At 60.4% G+C, this 17,103-nt stretch carries 18 protein-coding genes; 4 read left to right on the top strand and 14 right to left on the bottom strand.

Translation table 11 applies throughout. The annotated features are described in order from the left end of the window. Positions 1-7 precede the first annotated feature (7 nt). Both J3A65_RS12030 and J3A65_RS12025 read right to left on the bottom strand, forming a co-directional pair. Positions 8-436: a fimbria/pilus periplasmic chaperone gene (locus tag J3A65_RS12030; protein ID WP_062455754.1), complete on the bottom strand. Its 429-nt coding sequence runs from the start codon at positions 434-436 to the stop codon at positions 8-10. Between the two features lie 65 nt (positions 437-501). Then, a complete protein-coding gene (locus tag J3A65_RS12025) occupies positions 502-999 on the bottom strand; it encodes a spore coat protein U domain-containing protein (RefSeq protein ID WP_092660363.1) in 498 nt (165 codons plus the stop codon). A 436-nt stretch (positions 1,000-1,435) separates the two neighbouring features. Between J3A65_RS12025 and J3A65_RS12020 the strand changes: the two genes are divergently transcribed. Beyond that, entirely contained in the window at positions 1,436-1,978 is a 543-nt protein-coding gene (locus J3A65_RS12020) for an adenine phosphoribosyltransferase (RefSeq protein ID WP_062455760.1), read from the top strand. Between the two features lie 101 nt (positions 1,979-2,079). Beyond that, the gene (locus tag J3A65_RS12015) at positions 2,080-2,694 is read left to right on the top strand and encodes a LysE family translocator (protein ID WP_209901376.1); all 615 of its coding nucleotides are present in this window, start codon (positions 2,080-2,082) and stop codon (positions 2,692-2,694) included. Between the two features lie 7 nt (positions 2,695-2,701). Here J3A65_RS12015 and J3A65_RS12010 read toward each other — a convergent pair whose 3' ends face one another. Genes J3A65_RS12010 through ychF form a run of 3 tightly spaced genes read right to left on the bottom strand, consistent with a single transcriptional unit; the run spans position 2,702 to position 4,767 of the window. Next, on the bottom strand, positions 2,702-3,169 hold the full coding sequence (locus J3A65_RS12010) for a MaoC family dehydratase (RefSeq protein ID WP_209901374.1): 468 nt from the start codon (positions 3,167-3,169) through the stop codon (positions 2,702-2,704). After that, positions 3,166-3,636: a MaoC family dehydratase gene (locus J3A65_RS12005; RefSeq protein ID WP_209901372.1), complete on the bottom strand. Its 471-nt coding sequence runs from the start codon at positions 3,634-3,636 to the stop codon at positions 3,166-3,168. The genes J3A65_RS12010 and J3A65_RS12005 overlap by 4 nt, the downstream gene beginning before the upstream one ends. A 27-nt stretch (positions 3,637-3,663) precedes the next feature. Continuing rightward, the gene (ychF, locus tag J3A65_RS12000) at positions 3,664-4,767 is read right to left on the bottom strand and encodes a redox-regulated ATPase YchF (RefSeq protein WP_062455771.1); all 1,104 of its coding nucleotides are present in this window, start codon (positions 4,765-4,767) and stop codon (positions 3,664-3,666) included. A gap of 284 nt (positions 4,768-5,051) precedes the next feature. Here ychF and clpS point away from each other — a divergent pair, with 284 nt between their 5' ends. Further along, positions 5,052-5,360, top strand: a complete 309-nt coding sequence (gene clpS, locus J3A65_RS11995; RefSeq protein WP_062455774.1) for an ATP-dependent Clp protease adapter ClpS — start codon at positions 5,052-5,054, stop codon at positions 5,358-5,360. A gap of 12 nt (positions 5,361-5,372) precedes the next feature. Here clpS and prmB read toward each other — a convergent pair whose 3' ends face one another. The 5 genes from prmB to J3A65_RS11970 all read right to left on the bottom strand — a co-directional run bounded on the left by prmB (position 5,373) and on the right by J3A65_RS11970 (position 11,155). Continuing rightward, positions 5,373-6,302 (bottom strand): 50S ribosomal protein L3 N(5)-glutamine methyltransferase, encoded by a 930-nt coding sequence (gene prmB, locus J3A65_RS11990; protein WP_245341526.1) that lies wholly within the window; start codon positions 6,300-6,302, stop codon positions 5,373-5,375. A gap of 1 nt (position 6,303) precedes the next feature. Then, positions 6,304-7,032, bottom strand: a complete 729-nt coding sequence (gene pth / locus J3A65_RS11985; RefSeq protein ID WP_209901369.1) for an aminoacyl-tRNA hydrolase — start codon at positions 7,030-7,032, stop codon at positions 6,304-6,306. 108 nt (positions 7,033-7,140) lie between these two features. Then, positions 7,141-7,905 carry a transporter substrate-binding domain-containing protein gene (locus tag J3A65_RS11980; RefSeq protein WP_245341525.1) on the bottom strand — a complete coding sequence of 255 codons (765 nt, stop codon included), beginning with the start codon at positions 7,903-7,905 and terminating at the stop codon, positions 7,141-7,143. A gap of 28 nt (positions 7,906-7,933) precedes the next feature. Further along, positions 7,934-10,318 carry an EAL domain-containing protein gene (locus tag J3A65_RS11975; protein WP_184653548.1) on the bottom strand — a complete coding sequence of 795 codons (2,385 nt, stop codon included), beginning with the start codon at positions 10,316-10,318 and terminating at the stop codon, positions 7,934-7,936. A gap of 219 nt (positions 10,319-10,537) precedes the next feature. Continuing rightward, positions 10,538-11,155, bottom strand: a complete 618-nt coding sequence (locus J3A65_RS11970) for a 50S ribosomal protein L25/general stress protein Ctc (RefSeq protein WP_062455789.1) — start codon at positions 11,153-11,155, stop codon at positions 10,538-10,540. A 369-nt stretch (positions 11,156-11,524) separates the two neighbouring features. Here J3A65_RS11970 and J3A65_RS11965 point away from each other — a divergent pair, with 369 nt between their 5' ends. Beyond that, positions 11,525-14,335 carry an EAL domain-containing protein gene (locus tag J3A65_RS11965; RefSeq protein ID WP_209901366.1) on the top strand — a complete coding sequence of 937 codons (2,811 nt, stop codon included), beginning with the start codon at positions 11,525-11,527 and terminating at the stop codon, positions 14,333-14,335. A gap of 20 nt (positions 14,336-14,355) precedes the next feature. Here the strand turns inward: J3A65_RS11965 and J3A65_RS11960 are convergent, their stop codons facing one another. The 4 genes from J3A65_RS11960 to J3A65_RS11945 all read right to left on the bottom strand — a co-directional run bounded on the left by J3A65_RS11960 (position 14,356) and on the right by J3A65_RS11945 (position 17,045). After that, positions 14,356-14,613, bottom strand: a complete 258-nt coding sequence (locus tag J3A65_RS11960) for a hypothetical protein (protein WP_062455795.1) — start codon at positions 14,611-14,613, stop codon at positions 14,356-14,358. Between the two features lie 109 nt (positions 14,614-14,722). Further along, positions 14,723-15,127 (bottom strand): Kazal-type serine protease inhibitor, encoded by a 405-nt coding sequence (locus tag J3A65_RS11955; RefSeq protein WP_082472021.1) that lies wholly within the window; start codon positions 15,125-15,127, stop codon positions 14,723-14,725. A gap of 116 nt (positions 15,128-15,243) precedes the next feature. Then, positions 15,244-16,176, bottom strand: a complete 933-nt coding sequence (locus J3A65_RS11950; RefSeq protein WP_209901364.1) for a ribose-phosphate pyrophosphokinase — start codon at positions 16,174-16,176, stop codon at positions 15,244-15,246. 125 nt (positions 16,177-16,301) lie between these two features. Beyond that, positions 16,302-17,045, bottom strand: a complete 744-nt coding sequence (locus J3A65_RS11945) for a hypothetical protein (RefSeq protein WP_192086268.1) — start codon at positions 17,043-17,045, stop codon at positions 16,302-16,304. Between the last annotated feature and the right edge of the window lie 58 nt (positions 17,046-17,103).

The raw sequence follows: 17,103 nt of genomic DNA, 5'->3' as shown, positions 1-17,103 counted from the left end.
CGACCCCCTAGTCGGTAAACCGAACGGGGATCGAATGCCGGATCATGACGCTGACCTGACCGGGGGTCTTTCGCCCGGCCTCGGGCAGCTGATCGATCAGAAGCCGGTAGGACTCTGTTCCGACAATCGGCTTCTTGCTGACACGGACAACTCTGATCGAGTTCTCAGTACCAGGCTTCAGCGTGGTGACCGGGGGGCTGGCAACCACGTCCGTGGTGGGATCCAGGCGATCCTTGCCATTGACCTTCGTCCAGCGAAAAACCCGCACCTGCACCTTGACCGGCCGCAACCCGTCTTCCCACACCCGAACCGTTCCCGTGGGGGAAGAGGCTTTCAGATCCAAAGTGATCGGAGAAACCCTCAAAGCAGCTGCTCCGGCACCGCCGGCTATCAGGCATGCGAATAGGCTCGCTGCCATGAAGCGCATGGAGATCATCTTGTCATCCTTATTTTCAGGTTAGCGACACGCCGCGCCGCCGGAGCTTGCCGCAAGCTTCGTGCTTAGTAGTTGATCGTTGCGATCAAGACGTCGGCGTAGGTATCAGCCTGGACGCTCTGGTTCGCTGCAAGCACTGCCGTGAACGGAATGACGTCTGCTGCGCCAGTCGCGGTGCCGTCAAGCGTGTTCGTACCGAGGGTGGCGCCCCAGATCGGGCCGGTCGCCAAGCCCTGGTGAACCGTATAGGTCGCCAGACCACCGTTGGCTACGCCTGTCATAAAGCGGGTTTCAACGGTTGCCAGGGCGCCATTGCCGACACCGAGCTGTATCTGATAGGGCGCATTCGCCGTGCATTGCACGGTCATGTTTCCGGGGACCTCGACGGCTACATCGATCAGGGCCTGATTGCCGAAGGCTACCGGATCAGTGGCAAGCGTGCATTCGGCAGCCACGGTCATGGAGACATCCATGTTGGCATCCAGTGTCTGGGCAAATGCGGCGCTGGACGTCAGGGAAAGGGCTGTAGCGGCGAAAATCGTCGCGAGTATTGTCTTCGTCATGAAGGACCTCAATGGGCGCGATTATTCGCGCTTTGATAGAAATTGGCAATGTTGCCAACCCTAGACTGCAGCCCAATTTGTTAACGAAACATTAATGCCGTTTCTTTCGCAAGTAACTAATTTACTCTAAATCAAATAAAGTGATGATGAATCGGAAAATCGATCTTCCGCATTCAAACGAGCCAGCGCGTAATGCGAGGGCCGGGCGACAGGTTACTTATTCGTAATTTCTAATGGATGGCGGAATGTCGAGAGTGCAGGTATCGATTGCGGTGAATACTCAGATCGGTTTTGGCTGAAGAGACGGCGGACGAGAATGCGTCGCTGGGGGCACTGTTGGGTCGGCGGGTAGTGCGCGGTTTGATCTGGACAATGTCGACCGCAGCTGCCTATTGCTTTCCTTTAGCAACGAACAACAAACAAGGCTCCCGCCCCAATGTCCTCCCGTGACGACACACTCGCCGCCTCCATCCGTGCCATCCGTGATTACCCGAAACCAGGTATCATCTTTCGCGACATCACGACGCTGCTTGGCGATGCCAAGGCGTTCCGTCAGGCGGTGGACGATCTGGTGAAACCTTATGCCGACATGTCCATCGCCCAAGTGGCCGGTATCGAGGCGCGTGGCTTTATTCTCGGTGGTGCACTGGCGCACCAGCTCTCGGCAGGGTTCGTGCCGATCCGCAAGAAGGGCAAGCTGCCGCACGAGACAGTGCGCGTGGCCTACAGCCTCGAATACGGCGTCGACGAGATGGAAATGCATGTCGATGCGGTCAAGCCCGGGGAGAAAGTCATCCTGACCGACGACCTGATCGCGACCGGCGGCACGGCCGAAGGAGCGGTAAAGCTGCTGCGCCAGATGGGTGCGGAGATCGTATCCGCCTGTTTCGTCATCGACCTGCCGGAACTCGGCGGCCGCAAAAAGCTGGAAGCCCTCGGCGTCGAAGTGCGCACGCTGATCGAATTCGAAGGGCATTAACGAAAATCCGCAAATGCCGCCGGTTTTGAGGATTGCGACCGGCGGCGGAGGCGATATCCTTCACCCGTTCCGGACTTGACCGGAGCCTTAGGGAAACGGACATGGATATCGCAAGCCTGACTGCCTTTGCCGCCGCGTTTCTGGTTTTCGCGGCAAGTCCCGGACCCGACAATGTGACGATCATGGCCCGTACGGTGTCGCACGGTGCTGCGGCTGGGATCGCCTATGGAGCCGGAACGGTCACCGGCATCCTGGCCTTTCTGTTCCTCGCCGTGTTCGGCCTGTCGCTGGTGGCGGAGGAGCTGGGCGTGGCAATGACGGTGCTGCGCTATGCCGGGGCTGCGTATCTGGTCTGGATGGGTGTCCGGTTGTGGTTTGCCGAGCCGGTTTCGGCCGATCATGCCGTGGCAACGGGCCGGTCGGGGCTGGTTGGAAGTTTCGCGACCGGTGTCCTGCTCAATCTTGGCAATCCGAAGATGCCGCTCTTTTACATAGCGCTTCTGCCCAACGTCGTTGGACCCAATCTCACGATGGAGCAGGCCGGCGTTTTGGCGCTTGTCATCGTCGCCGTCGAGGTTCTGGTGATCGGCGGCCACGTCGTTCTGGCAGGCCGCGCGAGGGCGGCACTGAAGCGGACGTCGGTTCTGCGGCGCGTCAACCGGGGTTGCGGAGCGGTGATGGTGGGGGCGGGCGTTGCTGCTGTCGCCGTGCGATAGCAGGCTTTCAGGCGAATTCGAGAACGGTGCCTTCGTAGCGCATCACTGTTTCGCCGTGCTGGTTCACGCCGTCATTTTCCGTCAGGTTGATGAACGTGCCGGTGCGGCTTGTGAGCGGGCGCGATTCGATCAGGGTCACGGAATAGGTGATGCTGTCGCCGGCATAGACGGGTTTCAGCCATTGTAGCGACTTGAAGCCGGCGGAAGGGCCGAGTTTCGGGGCGGCGAGGCCGGCGGCTTCGAGGCGTGCGACTTCCGCTGTCCAATAGGCCATGAACGTCTTCATCCAGCCGGCGCAGGTGTGCCAGCCGGAGGCGCAGAGCCCGCCGAAGACGTAGTGTTTTGCGGCTTCCGCATCCACATGGAAGGGTTGCGGATCGAATTTCCGGGCGAACCGGATGATGTCTTCAGGGGTAAAGAGGAGCGTGCCGGTTTCGATCCGCGTGCCGGGGGGAGAGAGTTCGATCAGCCTCATGGCGTGACCTCGGCCGCGTTTCGGAGCCGGATCATGATCGGGTTTTCACCGCGCATGACGATCTGGCCTCGCTGATTGGTGACTTCGTGCAGGAAGTTGACGAGGCCGATGCCCGGGCGGGAGCGGAGCAGGCGGGTCGAGGCCACGGTGGAGCGGCCGGACAGCGTGTCGCCGGCGAGGACCGGCTTCTTCCATTCCATCAGTTCGATGCCGGGCGAGCCTTCGGACGCTGCGCGCGACAGCCAGCCGTCATACATCATCCGCATGAACATCGACGATGTATGCCAGCCGGACGCAGAAAGACCGCCGAGAATGCTGGCACGTCCGGCGGCTTCATCGAGATGCATGGGCTGAGGGTCGAATTCGGTGGCGAACTCGACGATTTCCTCGGCCGTGACAAGCTTATCCGCAAGCGGGAAGGCGCGATCCGGGGTGAAGTCCTCGAAGTGATATTCGATTTCCATCATCTCGTTCGCGCCTCTGCCGTGTCCCGATCAGGTGTTGAAGCGGAAGTGGATCACGTCGCCGTCGTTGACGACATATTCCTTGCCTTCGTCGCGGCCCTTGCCGGCTTCCTTGGCGCCGACTTCGCCCTTGAAGGCGACGTAGTCGTCGAAGCCGATGGTGAAGGCGCGGATGAAGCCGCGTTCGAAATCCGTGTGGATGACGCCGGCAGCGGCCGGGGCCTTGGTGCCGCGCACGATGGTCCAGGCGCGGGTTTCCTTGGGGCCGACCGTGAAATAGGTGATCAGGTGAAGGAGATTGTAACCGGCGCGGATGAGGCGATCGAGGCCTGCTTCTTCAAGGCCGAGGGCCGAGAGGAATTCCTTGGCTTCGTCTTCCGGCAGCTGTGCGACTTCGGACTCGATAGCAGCCGAGATGATGACGCATTCGGCACCCTGTTCCTTGGCCATCGCGGCCACGGCCTTGGTGTGCTCGTTGCCATCGACGGCATCGCTTTCGGCGACGTTGCAGACGTAGAGGACGGGATGCGAGGTCAGAAGGTTTAGAGCCTTCAAGATCTCGATGTCGTCGGCTGCCAGCGTCTTCAGAAGAATGCGGGCAGGCTTTCCCTCGTTGAGAAGTTTGATGACGGCTTCCATGACCGGCAGCTGGGCCACAGATTCCTTGTCATTGGTCTTGGCCCGCTTGCGGGTCTGCTCTACGCGGCGTTCCAGGCTTTCGAGGTCGGCGAGCATGAGCTCGGTCTCGATCGTCTCGGCATCGCCGACCGGGTTGATGCGGCCTTCGACATGGGTGATGTCGTCGTCTTCGAAGCAGCGCAGCACGTGCACGACGGCATCGACTTCGCGGATATTGGCGAGGAACTTGTTGCCGAGACCTTCACCCTTCGAGGCGCCGCGCACGAGGCCGGCGATGTCGACGAAGGAGATACGGGTCGGAATGATTTCCTTGGAGCCGGCGATGGTTGCCAGCTGCTGCATGCGCGGATCCGGAACCGCGACTTCGCCGGTGTTCGGCTCGATCGTGCAGAACGGATAGTTGGCAGCTTGCGCCGCTGCAGTCTTGGTGAGAGCGTTAAAGAGCGTGGACTTGCCGACATTCGGCAGGCCGACGATACCGCATTTGAAACCCATGGGACGGACCCCGTCTGACTAGAATTGTTCGTTGCCGTGGCTATGGGGGAAACAGGCCGGGCGGTCAAGGGTTGGCGGCTTGGGGGAGGCGGCGGGGACGCTGGTAACGACGCAAAACAGAATTCGGAAACGAGACGTCGGCTTGCGATGCAAACACAAATCAGACCCACCGGTCCCAATCGGGCAAATCACCGCAGTTGCTTGAATTTCCGACCCGTCGGTGCGATATAGCCAGCATACAATCATTGCTGTTTGAGCATGGCGAACGTCATCAGGAGATGCGGATGGCCGGAGACACCACCCTCACGCCGAAGACGACGACGAAGCCCAAGCTGGAGCGGCCGAAGCTCTACAAGGTTATGCTCGTCAACGACGATTATACGCCGCGCGAATTCGTGACCATGGTTCTGAAAGCCGTGTTCCGGATGAGCGAGGATACGGGCCGGCGGGTGATGATGACCGCCCACCAGATGGGTGTGGCGGTCGTGGTTGTCTGCACCAAGGATATTGCCGAGACCAAGGCCACCGAGGCGATCGATCTCGCCAAGGAAGCCGGTTTTCCGCTGATGTTCACGACCGAGCCTGAAGAATAGCCGGTCGTCCGCTCACGCCGCGGTGACGCCGAGAGCTTCGGCGGAGATCCAGAACACCGCGTCCTGCGATTCCTCGGTTTCCAGCCAGACGAAGTCGAGACCCGGAAATTCCTCCTCGAGGATTTCACGGCCGGAGCCGATCTCGCAGATCATGCCGCCTTCGGGATTGAGGTGGTTTGCGGCGTCTGCCAGCAATGTCCGCACCAGATCGAGACCATCAACACCGCCATCGAACGCCATCGAAGGCTCGGCACGGAATTCCGCCGGGAAACCATCCATCGCGTCGTGATCGACATAGGGCGGGTTGGTGATGATCAGGTCGTATTTCCGGCCTGCGAGCGGCTGGAAGAGATCGCCCTGATGCAGGCTCACCTGCTGTTCGACCTCGTGTTCCCTAAGGTTCAGCTTTGCCACTTCCAGCGCGTCGGCCGACAGATCGACCGCATCGACGGCGGCGTTGGGGAAGAATTTGGCGGCCAGCACCGCGAGGCAGCCGGAGCCCGTGCAGATGTCCACAGCAGTCTCGACCATCATCTGGTCGGGCAGGAAGGACGATCCGTTCGGACCGAGATATTCGCGAAACAGGATCTCGCCGATATGCGAGCGTGGCACGATGACCCGCTCGTCAACCAGAAACCGGACGCCCTGGATATAGGCGCGGCCGGTGAGATAGGACGACGGTTTACGGGTCGTGACGCGGGCCTCGATACGCTCTGCCAGAAGTCGGCGCTCGGCCGGCAGGAGGCGCGCGTCGAGGAAGGGATCGAGTGCGTCGATCGGCAGGTCGAGCGTATCGAGCAGCAGAAAGGCCGCGTCGTCGCCGGCAGTCGTGGTGCCGTGGCCAAAGGAAAGATTGGCGGCGTTGAAGCGCGAGATTGCATAGCGCCAGTAATCGCGCAGCGTGACGAGTTCGGTCGTGAGAGCGGTCATAGCTGGTGTCATCTTACTTGTCCTTGTCGCCGAACAGTTTCTTCAGCATGTCGGCCATCGGGCCGGTGGCCGGGATGTTCGGTTTCATGCCGCCGCGCGCCTGGTGGATATGGCTCTTGCCTGCAGGTTTCGGTGCCTTCGGGGTGGGCTTCGGCTTTTCGTCCTCGTCCGGCTGGCTGCCGACGGCAAGGGCGAGCTTGTTCATCAGCTGCGAATCCTCGCCCTTCACCAGCATTTCGGCATTGTCGGCAAGCGCATCGAGAAGCTGCGGCAACCAGACCTGATCCAGCTTGTCGAAATCGCCGAGCACGTGGTTGTTGACGAATTCCTTGGCCCCGGGATGGCCGATGCCGAGCCGCAGGCGGCGGTAGTCCTTGCCGCAATGGGCATCGAGCGACTTGATGCCGTTGTGGCCGCCATGGCCGCCAGCCGTCTTGATGCGCGCCTTGCCGGGCGCAAGATCCAGCTCATCGTAGATCGCGATGATATTTTCAGGCCCGAGCTTGTAGAAGCGCATGGCCTCGCCGACCGCTTCGCCCGACAGGTTCATGTAGGTCTGCGGCTTGATCAGCAGAACCTTGTCGCCGGCGAGCTCGCCTTCGGAAATGAGGGCCTTGAACTTCTTTGCCCATGGCGAAAAGCCCGGCCGCCGCTGGATGGCGTCGAGCGCCATGAAGCCGATATTGTGGCGATTGCCGGAGTACTTGCTGCCGGGATTGCCGAGACCCGCAATGATCAACATGAAGTGCGTCCGAATTTTCGTACAGGATGTGGTCTCACCACCCCGAAACGGAACGGAAGTCAACCCGGTTTCGTCCCTGCCGACTGATTGGCACCGCTGATCGCTTGCTCAGTGTTCGGCCTTGAGGCCGTAGCGCCGGTAGATCGTGTCCTGGCGGCCATCAAGGATCATGCTGTCGAGTGCGGCCTGCATTTTAGCGATCAAGGCGTCCGGGACTGTTTTCTGACAGGCAATGCCGAGCTTCTCCTCGGAGAGGGGAACCACCCTCTCGACGTCGGTGCCATTGTTCTTCAGCCTCTGATAGACGCCTTCCGACATGGGCATCATGTCGATCCGGCCCCGGACGAGCTTGCGCAGCGACGTGTCGAAATCGGCGCTGAGATCGAGGTTCGCAAATCCCATCGATTTCAGAAGGTCTTCGGTGAAATCGAGCCGATGGGTTCCGATCAGAAAGCTCTTCGCCTCATCGAGCGTCGTGGCGTGGATCGACGAGCCCGCCCGCTTGACCAGGATCGTATGGTTCACGGAGATCGTCATGACCCATTTGAACCGCGGCTTGCGGTCCGCTGTCTGCGCTGCCGAGAAGGCGCAGGTCATCGGCTCGGTCTCGGCGAGCGCGATGGCGCGGGCCCAAGGGATCATTTCAACGTCATAGGGTATTTGCGCTTGCCGCATGATGACATCGATCTGGTCTATGCCCGCGCCGCCATAGCGCCCGTTCTGATCACGGTAGCTGAAGGGTGCATAGGGCTCTGTCTTGAGCTGGAGCCTGTCTGCGGCGTGCGCCTGCAGGCAAGACCACGGTCCGATTGTTGCAGCGAGAGCAAGCACGACGAGTGCTGCGCTTGTCATGCCACACCTGATCGAGGACATCTGCTGCTCCACATCGAGGGCCGGAATTTCAGCTTGCAATAGAATCAATTCGGTCGCCGCTTCGGTCGGCGTTCAACATCGTAAGGACATCGCCGATCGCTTGCGGTCGTGCGAAGTAGTAACCCTGAGCGTATTCGATGCCCATGTCGATGAGTGTCGAACGCTGATATTCGGTTTCGACGCCTTCGGCGACGACATGGCAGTTCATCTTGTGCGAGATCGCGGCAATGCCTTCGATCAGCATCTTGTTTCGACGATCGATATCATCATCGCCATTGTTGAGAGACCGGATAAAGGATTGGTCGATCTTGACGATATCGACCGGGAAACGGCTGAGATAGCTGAGCGAGGAATAGCCGGTTCCGAAGTCGTCAAGCGCGATGCGGCAACCGATGTTGCGGATCTCGTCGAGCAGCCTGCGGATTTCCGGATTGTCATGCATCAGCACGGCCTCCGTGATCTCGATGACCAGTCGGGACGGGCGGATTGCGTAGCGGCCGAGCAAGGTTGACAGCTTGACGGGAAGGCTCGCATCGAATTGCAGCGGCGATACGTTGACGGCGACATAGGTGTCAAACATGCCCGGTATCCGGGAGATGCGGGCAAGATTGGCGACGGCGTCCTCAAGGATGAGATTGCCGATCTGGCCGATCGTGCCGGTTTCCTCGGCGACGCTGACGATTGCGCCCGGAGGAACAAGCCCCTTGCGCGGATGGCGCATGCGCATGAGCGCTTCAAAGCCGTTGCAGGCGCCGGTCCTGATATCCACGATCGGCTGGAGATGCGCTTCGAACCAGTTGGCGGCAAGCGCTGCTTCGATGTCGGTTTCGATTTCGGCACGTTCCCGCGTCTTGTCGAGGATGGCCGAATTATAGACCTGCGCACCGTTCTTGCCGTCGCGCTTGCGGGCATACATGGCCAGATCCGACTTCTGTAGAAGCTCGGCGCCGCTTGCGGCATGGGCAGGGTAGAAGGCAAGGCCGATACTGGCGCTAAGGCGCACACTGTTGGTCTCGATGCGGAATGGAACGTCAAAGAACTCGACGATTCTCTGGCACAGCTCGGTGCCGCGCCGTTCCGACCCCTCGCCACACAGAAGAATGGCAAACTCGTCGCCGCCCAGGCGCGATGCCGCGTCGTGGTCGCCCAAAAGCGGCAGCATCCGCTCGACGAACTGGCCAAGCACGAGATCGCCGGCCGCATGACCGAGATTGTCGTTGATCGATTTGAACCGATCGAGATCAACGAACAGACAGGCGATGTCGGTTCCGTTGCGATCCGCCTCGATGATTTTCTGCTCAAGCGCCGCCTCGAACCCCTGACGGTTGAGAAGACCGGTCAGGTGGTCGGAAATGGCCTGCTGATAGTTGCGGATTTCTGACTGCTTGAGTTCGGTGACGTCGGTCATCACGCTCAGCGAGCCGGTCTCGCCGTCGCCCGCGGAACCGAGTTCGGTCTCGGCGATAAGGACGTTCATCGTCTTGCCGGACTGACAGATGAAGCGCACGGTGACTTCGAACGCCGGTCCGCGTGATCGCACCTGCGATTTCCTGTTGTGGTAGAGGCTGCGGTCTTCCGGCATCACCAGTTCGCAGAAGGGCAGGTTCAATATGTCAGATCGGCTGTACCCGGTCGCAACGAGCCAGTAGTCGCTGACGGCGGCGATCCTGTCGTCGGCGTCGAGCGAAAACAGCATGGCCGGCGTGAGATTGTAGGTCTGCGTCGTCTTGCGATGTGCCAGCTTCAGCTCGCGCTCCTCGTGTTCGAGAAGGGTCTGCATCTCGTTGAAGCTCTTGGCCAGGCGTCCCATTTCATCGGTGGAGCGCCAGTCGACATGGTGACGAGAACCGAGGCGACGGGTCGCTTCGATTGCGGCGGTCAAACGCAGAAGAGGTTTGATCACCATCACGCGGTTGCCGAGAATGGCGGCGCCGAACACGGTCAGGATTGCGATGATGAAGATCGAGATGAAGGCGAACTCGAATTCGTGAAGCTTCGAGAACCAGCCGATTGTCGGGATGCTGACGCTGACCTTACCGACAACGCGAGCGCCGTAGTTCGACATGTAGGTGATGGGCTGTGAGCGGATCGTCAGGTCGCTCAGGGATATCTCTTGCGGCGTGACTTCCGATATATTCAGTTTGCCCGTCGTGTCGGTGACACGAACCGCGTAGATGGTCGGATCTTTCACCATGGCGACGGCGATCTGGTGAACGCTTTCGGTATCGAGATCCCAGAGGGGCTTGGCAAGCGCCTGCGAGTTCGTCGCCAGAACGATGTCGACATGCTCTTCGAGCGCCCGAACCGCCTGCTGCGATGACAACGCCAAAAGCAGCGTGAACAACGGCACGACGACGGCCAGAAGCGCGCCCGAAATAATGGCTATGAACCGACTCTCAACGGAATGAGCCACCCGTATTCCCCGCCTGCTTGTAGTCGGTGTTAGCCGCCGACTGCGTGTTCCCCAACACAGTAATCGGCCGGATAATTCCAGCCATTGATTAAGCTTTACTGAAGCCGGGAAGAGTAAAGCGAAGCGGATCTTAAAGAGGGTTACGTAATCCTGACCGGAAAACGTAAAAGCCCGCCTTCTGTGGAAGGCGGGCTCTCAGAAAGACAAGACGAAAATGTCTTATTCGGCTTCAGGAGCCGCAGTCTCAGTCGCTTCTTCTTCTTCGACGCCTGCAGCAGGTGCAACGATCGTCGCGATGGTGAAGTCGCGGTCGGTGATGACAGGTGTCACGCCCTTCGGCAGCTTAACGGCCGAGATGTGGAGGCTGTCGCCGATCTTGGCGTCGGTCAGATCAACCGTGATGAATTCCGGGATCTGGTCTGCCGGGCAATGGAACTCGACCGTGTGACGGACGATGTTCAGAACGGCGCCCTGCTTGATGGCCGACTTGTCTTCGTTTTCGAAGTGTACCGGTACTTCGACGTTGACTTCAGTCTTGGCCGAAACGCGCAGGAAGTCGACATGCATGGTGAAGTCGCGGACCGGATCCAGCTGGTAGTCCTTCGGGAGGACCTGGATCTTCTTGCCGTCGAATTCGATCGTCGCGATGGTGGTCATGAAACCGCCAGCGTGAATGCGCTTCGTGACTTCGTTCGTGTTGAGCACGATCGACAGAGGAGCCTGCTTGTCACCATAGATGACTGCAGGGATAAAACCGTTGCGGCGAAGTTCACGGGAGGACCCCTTACCGACCCGTTCGCGCGCCTCGGCCTTGAGCACGTAAGTTTCCTTGCTCATGGCAATTCCTTTCGAGGTTGTTTGGAGAGTTCTTCGCGGACAGTGCCGCGTCAAACCGGAGGGCATCGTCCGACGCTCTCCATCCGCGTTGCCTCCAAGGGTGTCTACGCGGACGGGGTCCCTATAGTCCATCAGGGCAGGAGACGCAAGGGATCTGCGGCGTGGTTGGCTCTGCAAACCGGTCGTCGTCGTTACCTACCGCCAGATACCCGCGTGCCCAATATGAAACTTCCGGTATGTGCCGTTTTGCCATCCATTAATGACGTTCATTCGAAATTAGCGAGATTCGATAAATGCGAGGTCCGGGCGACCGAATTTGTTAAATTGTGAGGGTCAAGACGGTGTTAACTCCGGAGACCAAGATCTAACATGTACGCCGTTCTGTCCTGTCTGGCCTATGAGCACAATCTCTTCCTCGTCGTCGTGGCGGGGGCGCTCTGCTTCATTGCGAATGCGGGGACCGTGGTTTTTGCCGCCCGGGCACGACAGGCAAACGACCGCAGCCGCTACGGCTGGGTGATCGTCTCCGGCGGAGCAGGGGGCTTCGGGATCTGGGCAACACATTTCGTGGCCATGCTCGCCTACGATCCGGGCCAGCTCTTCACATTCAATCTGTCACTGACGCTGCTGTCGCTTGGTATTGCATTTCTCGCGACATTTGCGGCGGGACTGCTTGCCGTGCTGTTTACCGGCAAATCCGGCGCTGTGGCCGCCGGCCTGGTATTCGGTACCGGCGTTTCCTGCATGCATTTTACCGGCATGGCGGCGATCGAGTTCGGCGGCCTGATCGTCTGGTCGCAGCCACTGGTCATCGCTGCCATCGTCACCGCGATCGTCATGTCGACGACGGCGTTTCTCATGATCCTGAAGGGAGGCCTTGCAAACAACATTATTGCTGCAGGTCTCCTGTCGCTCGGCATCGTCTTTATGCATTTCATCGCGATGGGCGCGGCAACGCTTGTCCCGGGTTTCGGGATCCTGCCTGAAGACGGGATGCTGTCGAAGCCGCTGTTGCTGGCAACGATCATTGCCGTCTCGCTGTCGCTGATCGGGTCGGGCCTGGCCGTTGCCACCATCACCGGGCGTGCGGCGCGGTCCTCGAAGGCCAGCGAAGCCAATTTCCAGATGCTCGTGCGCGGAGTGACCGACTACGCGATCTACATGCTTTCACCCGAGGGCGCCGTCTCCAGCTGGAATGCAGGGGCAGAGCGTGCCAAGGGGTACAGGGCCGACGAGATCATTGGCCAGCATTTTGCACGTTTCTATTCGGATGAAGAACAAGCCCGGGGTCTGCCGGAACAGGCGCTCGCAACAGCGCGCACAACCGGTCTGTTCGAGGCGGAAGGCCGGCGCTACCGCAAGGATGGGAGCTGGTTCTGGGCACATGTGGTGATCCAGCCCGTCCTCGACGACGATGGCGTGCTTGCCGGCTACGCCAAGATCACGCGCGACATCACCCGTCAGAGACAGGACACCGACCGGATCGCCTCCGTGACGCAGAACCTGGATCTGGCGCTTGAGAACATGGCGCAGGGGATCTGCCTGTTCGATCGCGAGCAGCGGTTGGTGCTGACGAACCGGCGCTACGGCCAGATTTTTCGGTTTGAGGAAGGCGCTCTGAAGCCGGGTATGACATACCGCGAGATCGTGGCTCTTGGCTACAGGACCTCGTTTGCCGACGCGGCGGAGGCGGAAGCACGGGCAGAACAGCATTACCAGCGCAACATCGCAGCCATCAATTCCAGGCAGGAAGCCCTTCTACACCGACTGAGCGACGATCGGACGATCCGGATCGATTTCAGCTATCTCGATCAGGGCGGCTGGGTTTCGACATTCGAGGATATCAGCGAGCGGATACGGTCGGAGGAAAAGATCGCCTTCATGGCGAAGCATGACAGCCTGACGCAGCTTCCGAACCGTCCGGCCCTGATGGAATATCTCGAAGCCGAGGTGCGTAACGCGGAGAGCGAGGGCGGGCATGTTGCGGTCGTCGGCATCGATCTCAACAAGTTCAAGCAGATCAACGATCAGTTCGGGCACGCGGCCGGCGATGCCGTGCTCAAGGAAATTGCCGAGCGGATGAATTCGATCGTGCGGCCGCACGAGATGTTTGCCCGGTTCGGCGGCGACGAATTCGTGGCCGTGAAGCGCTACGGGGATTTGGCCGAAGTGTCCGAGTTCCTGGACCGATTGTCGGATGCGTTCGGGCAGCCGATCCAGATCGAGGTGCATCGTCTCAGTCCCGGCGCAAGCATGGGTGTTGCGCTCTACCCGCATGACGGTGCATCCCCCGATGCGCTGATCGCGAACGCGGACCTGGCCATGTACCGCGCCAAGGGATCGCTCTCGCGCGACATCTGCTTCTACGACATCGAGATGGACGAGGCCGCCCGCGACCGAACCAAGATGGCGGAGGATCTTTGGACGGCGATCGAGCAGGATCAGCTCAGGCTGCACTACCAGGTGCAAAAATCGGTCGCGACCGATGAGATCACCGGTTACGAGGTCCTGCTGCGCTGGAGCCATCCGGAGCGGGGCAATGTCTCGCCGGCAGATTTCATCGGGGTTGCCGAGGAATGCGGCGCCATCTTGCCGATTGGAGCGTGGGTTCTGCGCGAAGCATGCCGGGAGGCGGCGAACTGGCCGAATGACTACAAGGTTGCGGTCAATCTGTCGCCGGTGCAGATCGCCCATGCCGACATGCCGGCGCTGGTCCATACCGTGCTTCTGGAAACCGGTCTGAAACCAAGCCGTCTCGAGCTTGAAATCACCGAAAGCTCGATCATCAGCGACAAGCAGCGGGCGATGAATGCGCTTCGCTCCATCAAGGCGCTGGGCGTATCGATTGCGATCGACGATTTCGGGACCGGCTATTCGTCGCTGGAGACGCTGCGCTCCTTCCCGTTCGACAAGATCAAGCTCGACCGGAGCTTCCTGACCGAAGTGGACCGCAGCGAGCAGGCAACGGCCATGGTGCGAGCAATTCTGGCTTTGGGGCAGGGCCTGCAGATCCCGGTTCTCGCGGAGGGTGTCGAGACGGTGAACCAGCTCGACATTCTGCGGCGGGAAGGATGCCACGAAGTGCAGGGCTATCTTCTCGGTCGGCCGATGCCGATGGAAGATCAGCCGAACCCGCAGGCTGGGTCAGAGATGGGCTCGGCCAACCAGAACGCTGCCTGAAGATCGTAGAAACGTTTGACCTAGCGTCGGGGTTCGCCGCCGGGGGCGTAGGCCGTTTTCTGCTCGAACCGGAATTTGTGGCCGCAGTCGCTACAACGCAGCATGTATTTGCGCGGATCTTTCGAGGCGAACTCGGTCTGAAAACCTTTCGGGAGTTCGTCGATACGAAAATCGCGATTGCTGGCGCGCTTGTCGTCGGACTCGGAGACTTCGGCATAACCGGCGTGTCCGCACTGCGAGCATTCGAGTTTTCGGGAATAGCGGTCGCGGGCGGCCATGCGGAACTCCTTGGGTACCGCGCCTACATAGTCAACAGACGCCTCGAATGCAAAACGCCGGGATGAAAATCCCGGCGTTTATATTCTTGGCGTTCAACTCACGTCGCGATCAGCGGCGGCATTCGCCCGGAGAGACCGCGCCGAAGCCGGCATTGCGGGCTTCGCAGGCATTCGGGAATGTCTGGAGCCGACCGCCACGCTGGCCGCAGACCGGGCGATATTCGCGGGTGCACATGCCGCCGCCATTTTCAGGACGGTCAGGTCTGCCGGGACGATCCGGCCTCGAGGGGCGATCCCAATCCGGGCGGTCAGGCCTTGATGGACGATCCGGGCGATCGGGTCTGGATGGGCGATCCCAATCTGGACGGGGATCGGGGCGATCGGGCCGGCTCCAGCCGGGGGCGGGACGTTCCGGCGGATAGCCGGGGCCTGGACCTGCGTCGACGCAGGCGGAAAGCATTGGAGCCAGGATGAAAAGTGCAAGCCATTTCGGCTTGTTTCGTAGGATCGACATCGCGATAGGTCCTCCCTCTGCAGATGGATGGCAGACCTCTATCAGACTTACATAGCCGTGGGACAGGGGCCGCAGCGTTTTTGCTGCAAAGCCCGTCCCACGGTCATGCGTCAATCCTAGTCGAAAAGGCTCGAGACGGACTCTTCCATGGCGGTACGGTTGATCGCCTCGCCGAGAAGGTTTGCCGTGGTGATGACGCGGATATTGTGCGCCGACTGAACGGATGTCGTCGGCTGGATCGAATCCGTGATCACCAGTTCCTTGAGCTTGGACGCCGCGATGCGGGCAACGGCACCGCCCGACAGCACGCCGTGGGTGATGTAGGCGGTCACGCTGGTGGCGCCATTCTTCAAGAGCGCTTCGGCCGCGTTGCAGAGTGTGCCGCCGGAATCGACGATATCGTCGATCAGGAGACAGTCCTTGCCGGTCACGTCACCGATGACGTTCATGACTTCCGACTCGCCTGCGCGTTCACGCCGCTTGTCGACGATGGCGAGCTGGCAGCCGAGGCGCTTGGCAAGCGCTCGGGCGCGAACCACACCGCCGACATCTGGCGAGACCACCATGACGTTGTTGAGGTCGTAGTGTTCCTTCACGTCGCGCGCCAGAATCGGCACGGCGTAGAGGTTGTCGGTCGGGATATCGAAGAAGCCCTGGATCTGGTCTGCGTGCAGATCGAGCGTCATGACACGGTTGGCGCCGGCCTCGGTGATGAGGTTGGCGACGAGCTTGGCCGAGATCGGCGTGCGCGGCCCGGCCTTGCGGTCCTGACGGGCATAGCCGAAATAGGGAAGCACAGCCGTGATGCGCTTGGCGGAAGACCGCCGGAACGCATCGATCATGATCAGCAGTTCCATCAGGTGATCGTTGGTCGGAAACGACGTGGACTGGATGACGAACACGTCTTCCCCACGGACATTCTCCTGTATTTCAACGAAGATTTCCTGGTCTGCAAATCGCCTTACCGAGGCTTTTCCCAATGGTACATTAAGATAGCTGCAGATCGCGTCGGCCAGATGCCGGTTCGAATTGCCTGCGAAAACCTTCATTGCGGTCCGCCTGTATTGAAGCTGGATGGCGGCCTTTTACCGGCGCCACCTTCGAATGCAATAGCGTTTTCCCTCAGGCCACCGTTTTTTGCGAAGAAACAGTGACCGTGTCACATCATGGTTACCTAACCGCCATGCGATTGCCGCCAGCTCATATAGTCCTGGATCGTCTTTGCGGCGATGAGTTCCATCGTCGAGGACGGCACTGAGGCCCATGGATCCTGGCCGCTGCCGGGCACATTTTCCTGGCCCTGCATGCGGTGAAGTCTGGAGCCGGTATTGTCGAGAACATCCCAGACGTAGACGATGGTGATCTTTTCGCCATCGCTGAAGGCCGAGAAATAGCCCTTGAGGATCTGCTCGGTACCCGTATCGCTGGAGGGACGGATCGTCAGCCCGGCGGCGCGCGCCTCGGCGCCAAGCCGTCGCGACAGCGGCGTTACGGCCTGGACAGGGGCACCGATGATCGGCAGGAAGCGGATGGTGTTGCCGGCGGCGGCGGGCAGGGAAGCCTCCTGCTGGGGCGCTGCAGCGGTAGACTGGGCTTCAGCCTGGCTTTGGCCCTGCCACTCGGGTGGCGGGCCTGAAGAGGCGGGCGAGGTCTGGTTGCCAGACTGCATCGCCTGGGCCTGCGCCTCGAGCGTATTTTGCGGGCGCGGCTGGTAGGTGTCGTTTCTGTAGGTCTGGTTCTGGTAGGTCTCGGGCCTTGGGGATCGTGCCATGCGTTCCGTATCGGCCTGGGTGACCGGTGTCGATGCGCGACTGCCGCCGCCGATCTCGGCGCGCGGCGTCAGGGCCTCGCTGGTGTTGCAGCCGGAGACGGACAGCGCAACGATGCAGGCGGAAAGCAGTTTTCCGATAAGCCGCATGCGTTCGCCCCTTTGCCGGTTCCCATCCCCCGACAAGCTAAGGTCGGATTTTCCGGCC

Source organism: Rhizobium sp. PvP014 (assembly GCF_017876855.1).
In the GTDB taxonomy this organism is placed as follows: Bacteria; Pseudomonadota; Alphaproteobacteria; order Rhizobiales; family Rhizobiaceae; genus Neorhizobium; species Neorhizobium soli.
The sequence above is the reverse complement of the archived record's forward strand: the minus strand, read 5'-3'. Positions and strand labels throughout refer to the sequence as shown.

What these genes read in the sequence shown, in the direction of transcription:
- J3A65_RS12030 (WP_062455754.1), bottom strand. Translation starts at nt 436, where the DNA reads ATGATCTCCATGCGCTTCATGGCAGCGAGCCTATTCGCATGCCTGATA.
- J3A65_RS12025 (WP_092660363.1), bottom strand. Translation starts at nt 999, where the DNA reads ATGACGAAGACAATACTCGCGACGATTTTCGCCGCTACAGCCCTTTCC.
- J3A65_RS12020 (WP_062455760.1), top strand. Translation starts at nt 1,436, where the DNA reads ATGTCCTCCCGTGACGACACACTCGCCGCCTCCATCCGTGCCATCCGT.
- J3A65_RS12015 (WP_209901376.1), top strand. Translation starts at nt 2,080, where the DNA reads ATGGATATCGCAAGCCTGACTGCCTTTGCCGCCGCGTTTCTGGTTTTC.
- J3A65_RS12010 (WP_209901374.1), bottom strand. Translation starts at nt 3,169, where the DNA reads ATGAGGCTGATCGAACTCTCTCCCCCCGGCACGCGGATCGAAACCGGC.
- J3A65_RS12005 (WP_209901372.1), bottom strand. Translation starts at nt 3,636, where the DNA reads ATGATGGAAATCGAATATCACTTCGAGGACTTCACCCCGGATCGCGCC.
- ychF (WP_062455771.1), bottom strand. Translation starts at nt 4,767, where the DNA reads ATGGGTTTCAAATGCGGTATCGTCGGCCTGCCGAATGTCGGCAAGTCC.
- clpS (WP_062455774.1), top strand. Translation starts at nt 5,052, where the DNA reads ATGGCCGGAGACACCACCCTCACGCCGAAGACGACGACGAAGCCCAAG.
- prmB (WP_245341526.1), bottom strand. Translation starts at nt 6,302, where the DNA reads ATGACACCAGCTATGACCGCTCTCACGACCGAACTCGTCACGCTGCGC.
- pth (WP_209901369.1), bottom strand. Translation starts at nt 7,032, where the DNA reads ATGTTGATCATTGCGGGTCTCGGCAATCCCGGCAGCAAGTACTCCGGC.
- J3A65_RS11980 (WP_245341525.1), bottom strand. Translation starts at nt 7,905, where the DNA reads ATGTCCTCGATCAGGTGTGGCATGACAAGCGCAGCACTCGTCGTGCTT.
- J3A65_RS11970 (WP_062455789.1), bottom strand. Translation starts at nt 11,155, where the DNA reads ATGAGCAAGGAAACTTACGTGCTCAAGGCCGAGGCGCGCGAACGGGTC.
- J3A65_RS11965 (WP_209901366.1), top strand. Translation starts at nt 11,525, where the DNA reads ATGTACGCCGTTCTGTCCTGTCTGGCCTATGAGCACAATCTCTTCCTC.
- J3A65_RS11960 (WP_062455795.1), bottom strand. Translation starts at nt 14,613, where the DNA reads ATGGCCGCCCGCGACCGCTATTCCCGAAAACTCGAATGCTCGCAGTGC.
- J3A65_RS11955 (WP_082472021.1), bottom strand. Translation starts at nt 15,127, where the DNA reads ATGTCGATCCTACGAAACAAGCCGAAATGGCTTGCACTTTTCATCCTG.
- J3A65_RS11950 (WP_209901364.1), bottom strand. Translation starts at nt 16,176, where the DNA reads ATGAAGGTTTTCGCAGGCAATTCGAACCGGCATCTGGCCGACGCGATC.
- J3A65_RS11945 (WP_192086268.1), bottom strand. Translation starts at nt 17,045, where the DNA reads ATGCGGCTTATCGGAAAACTGCTTTCCGCCTGCATCGTTGCGCTGTCC.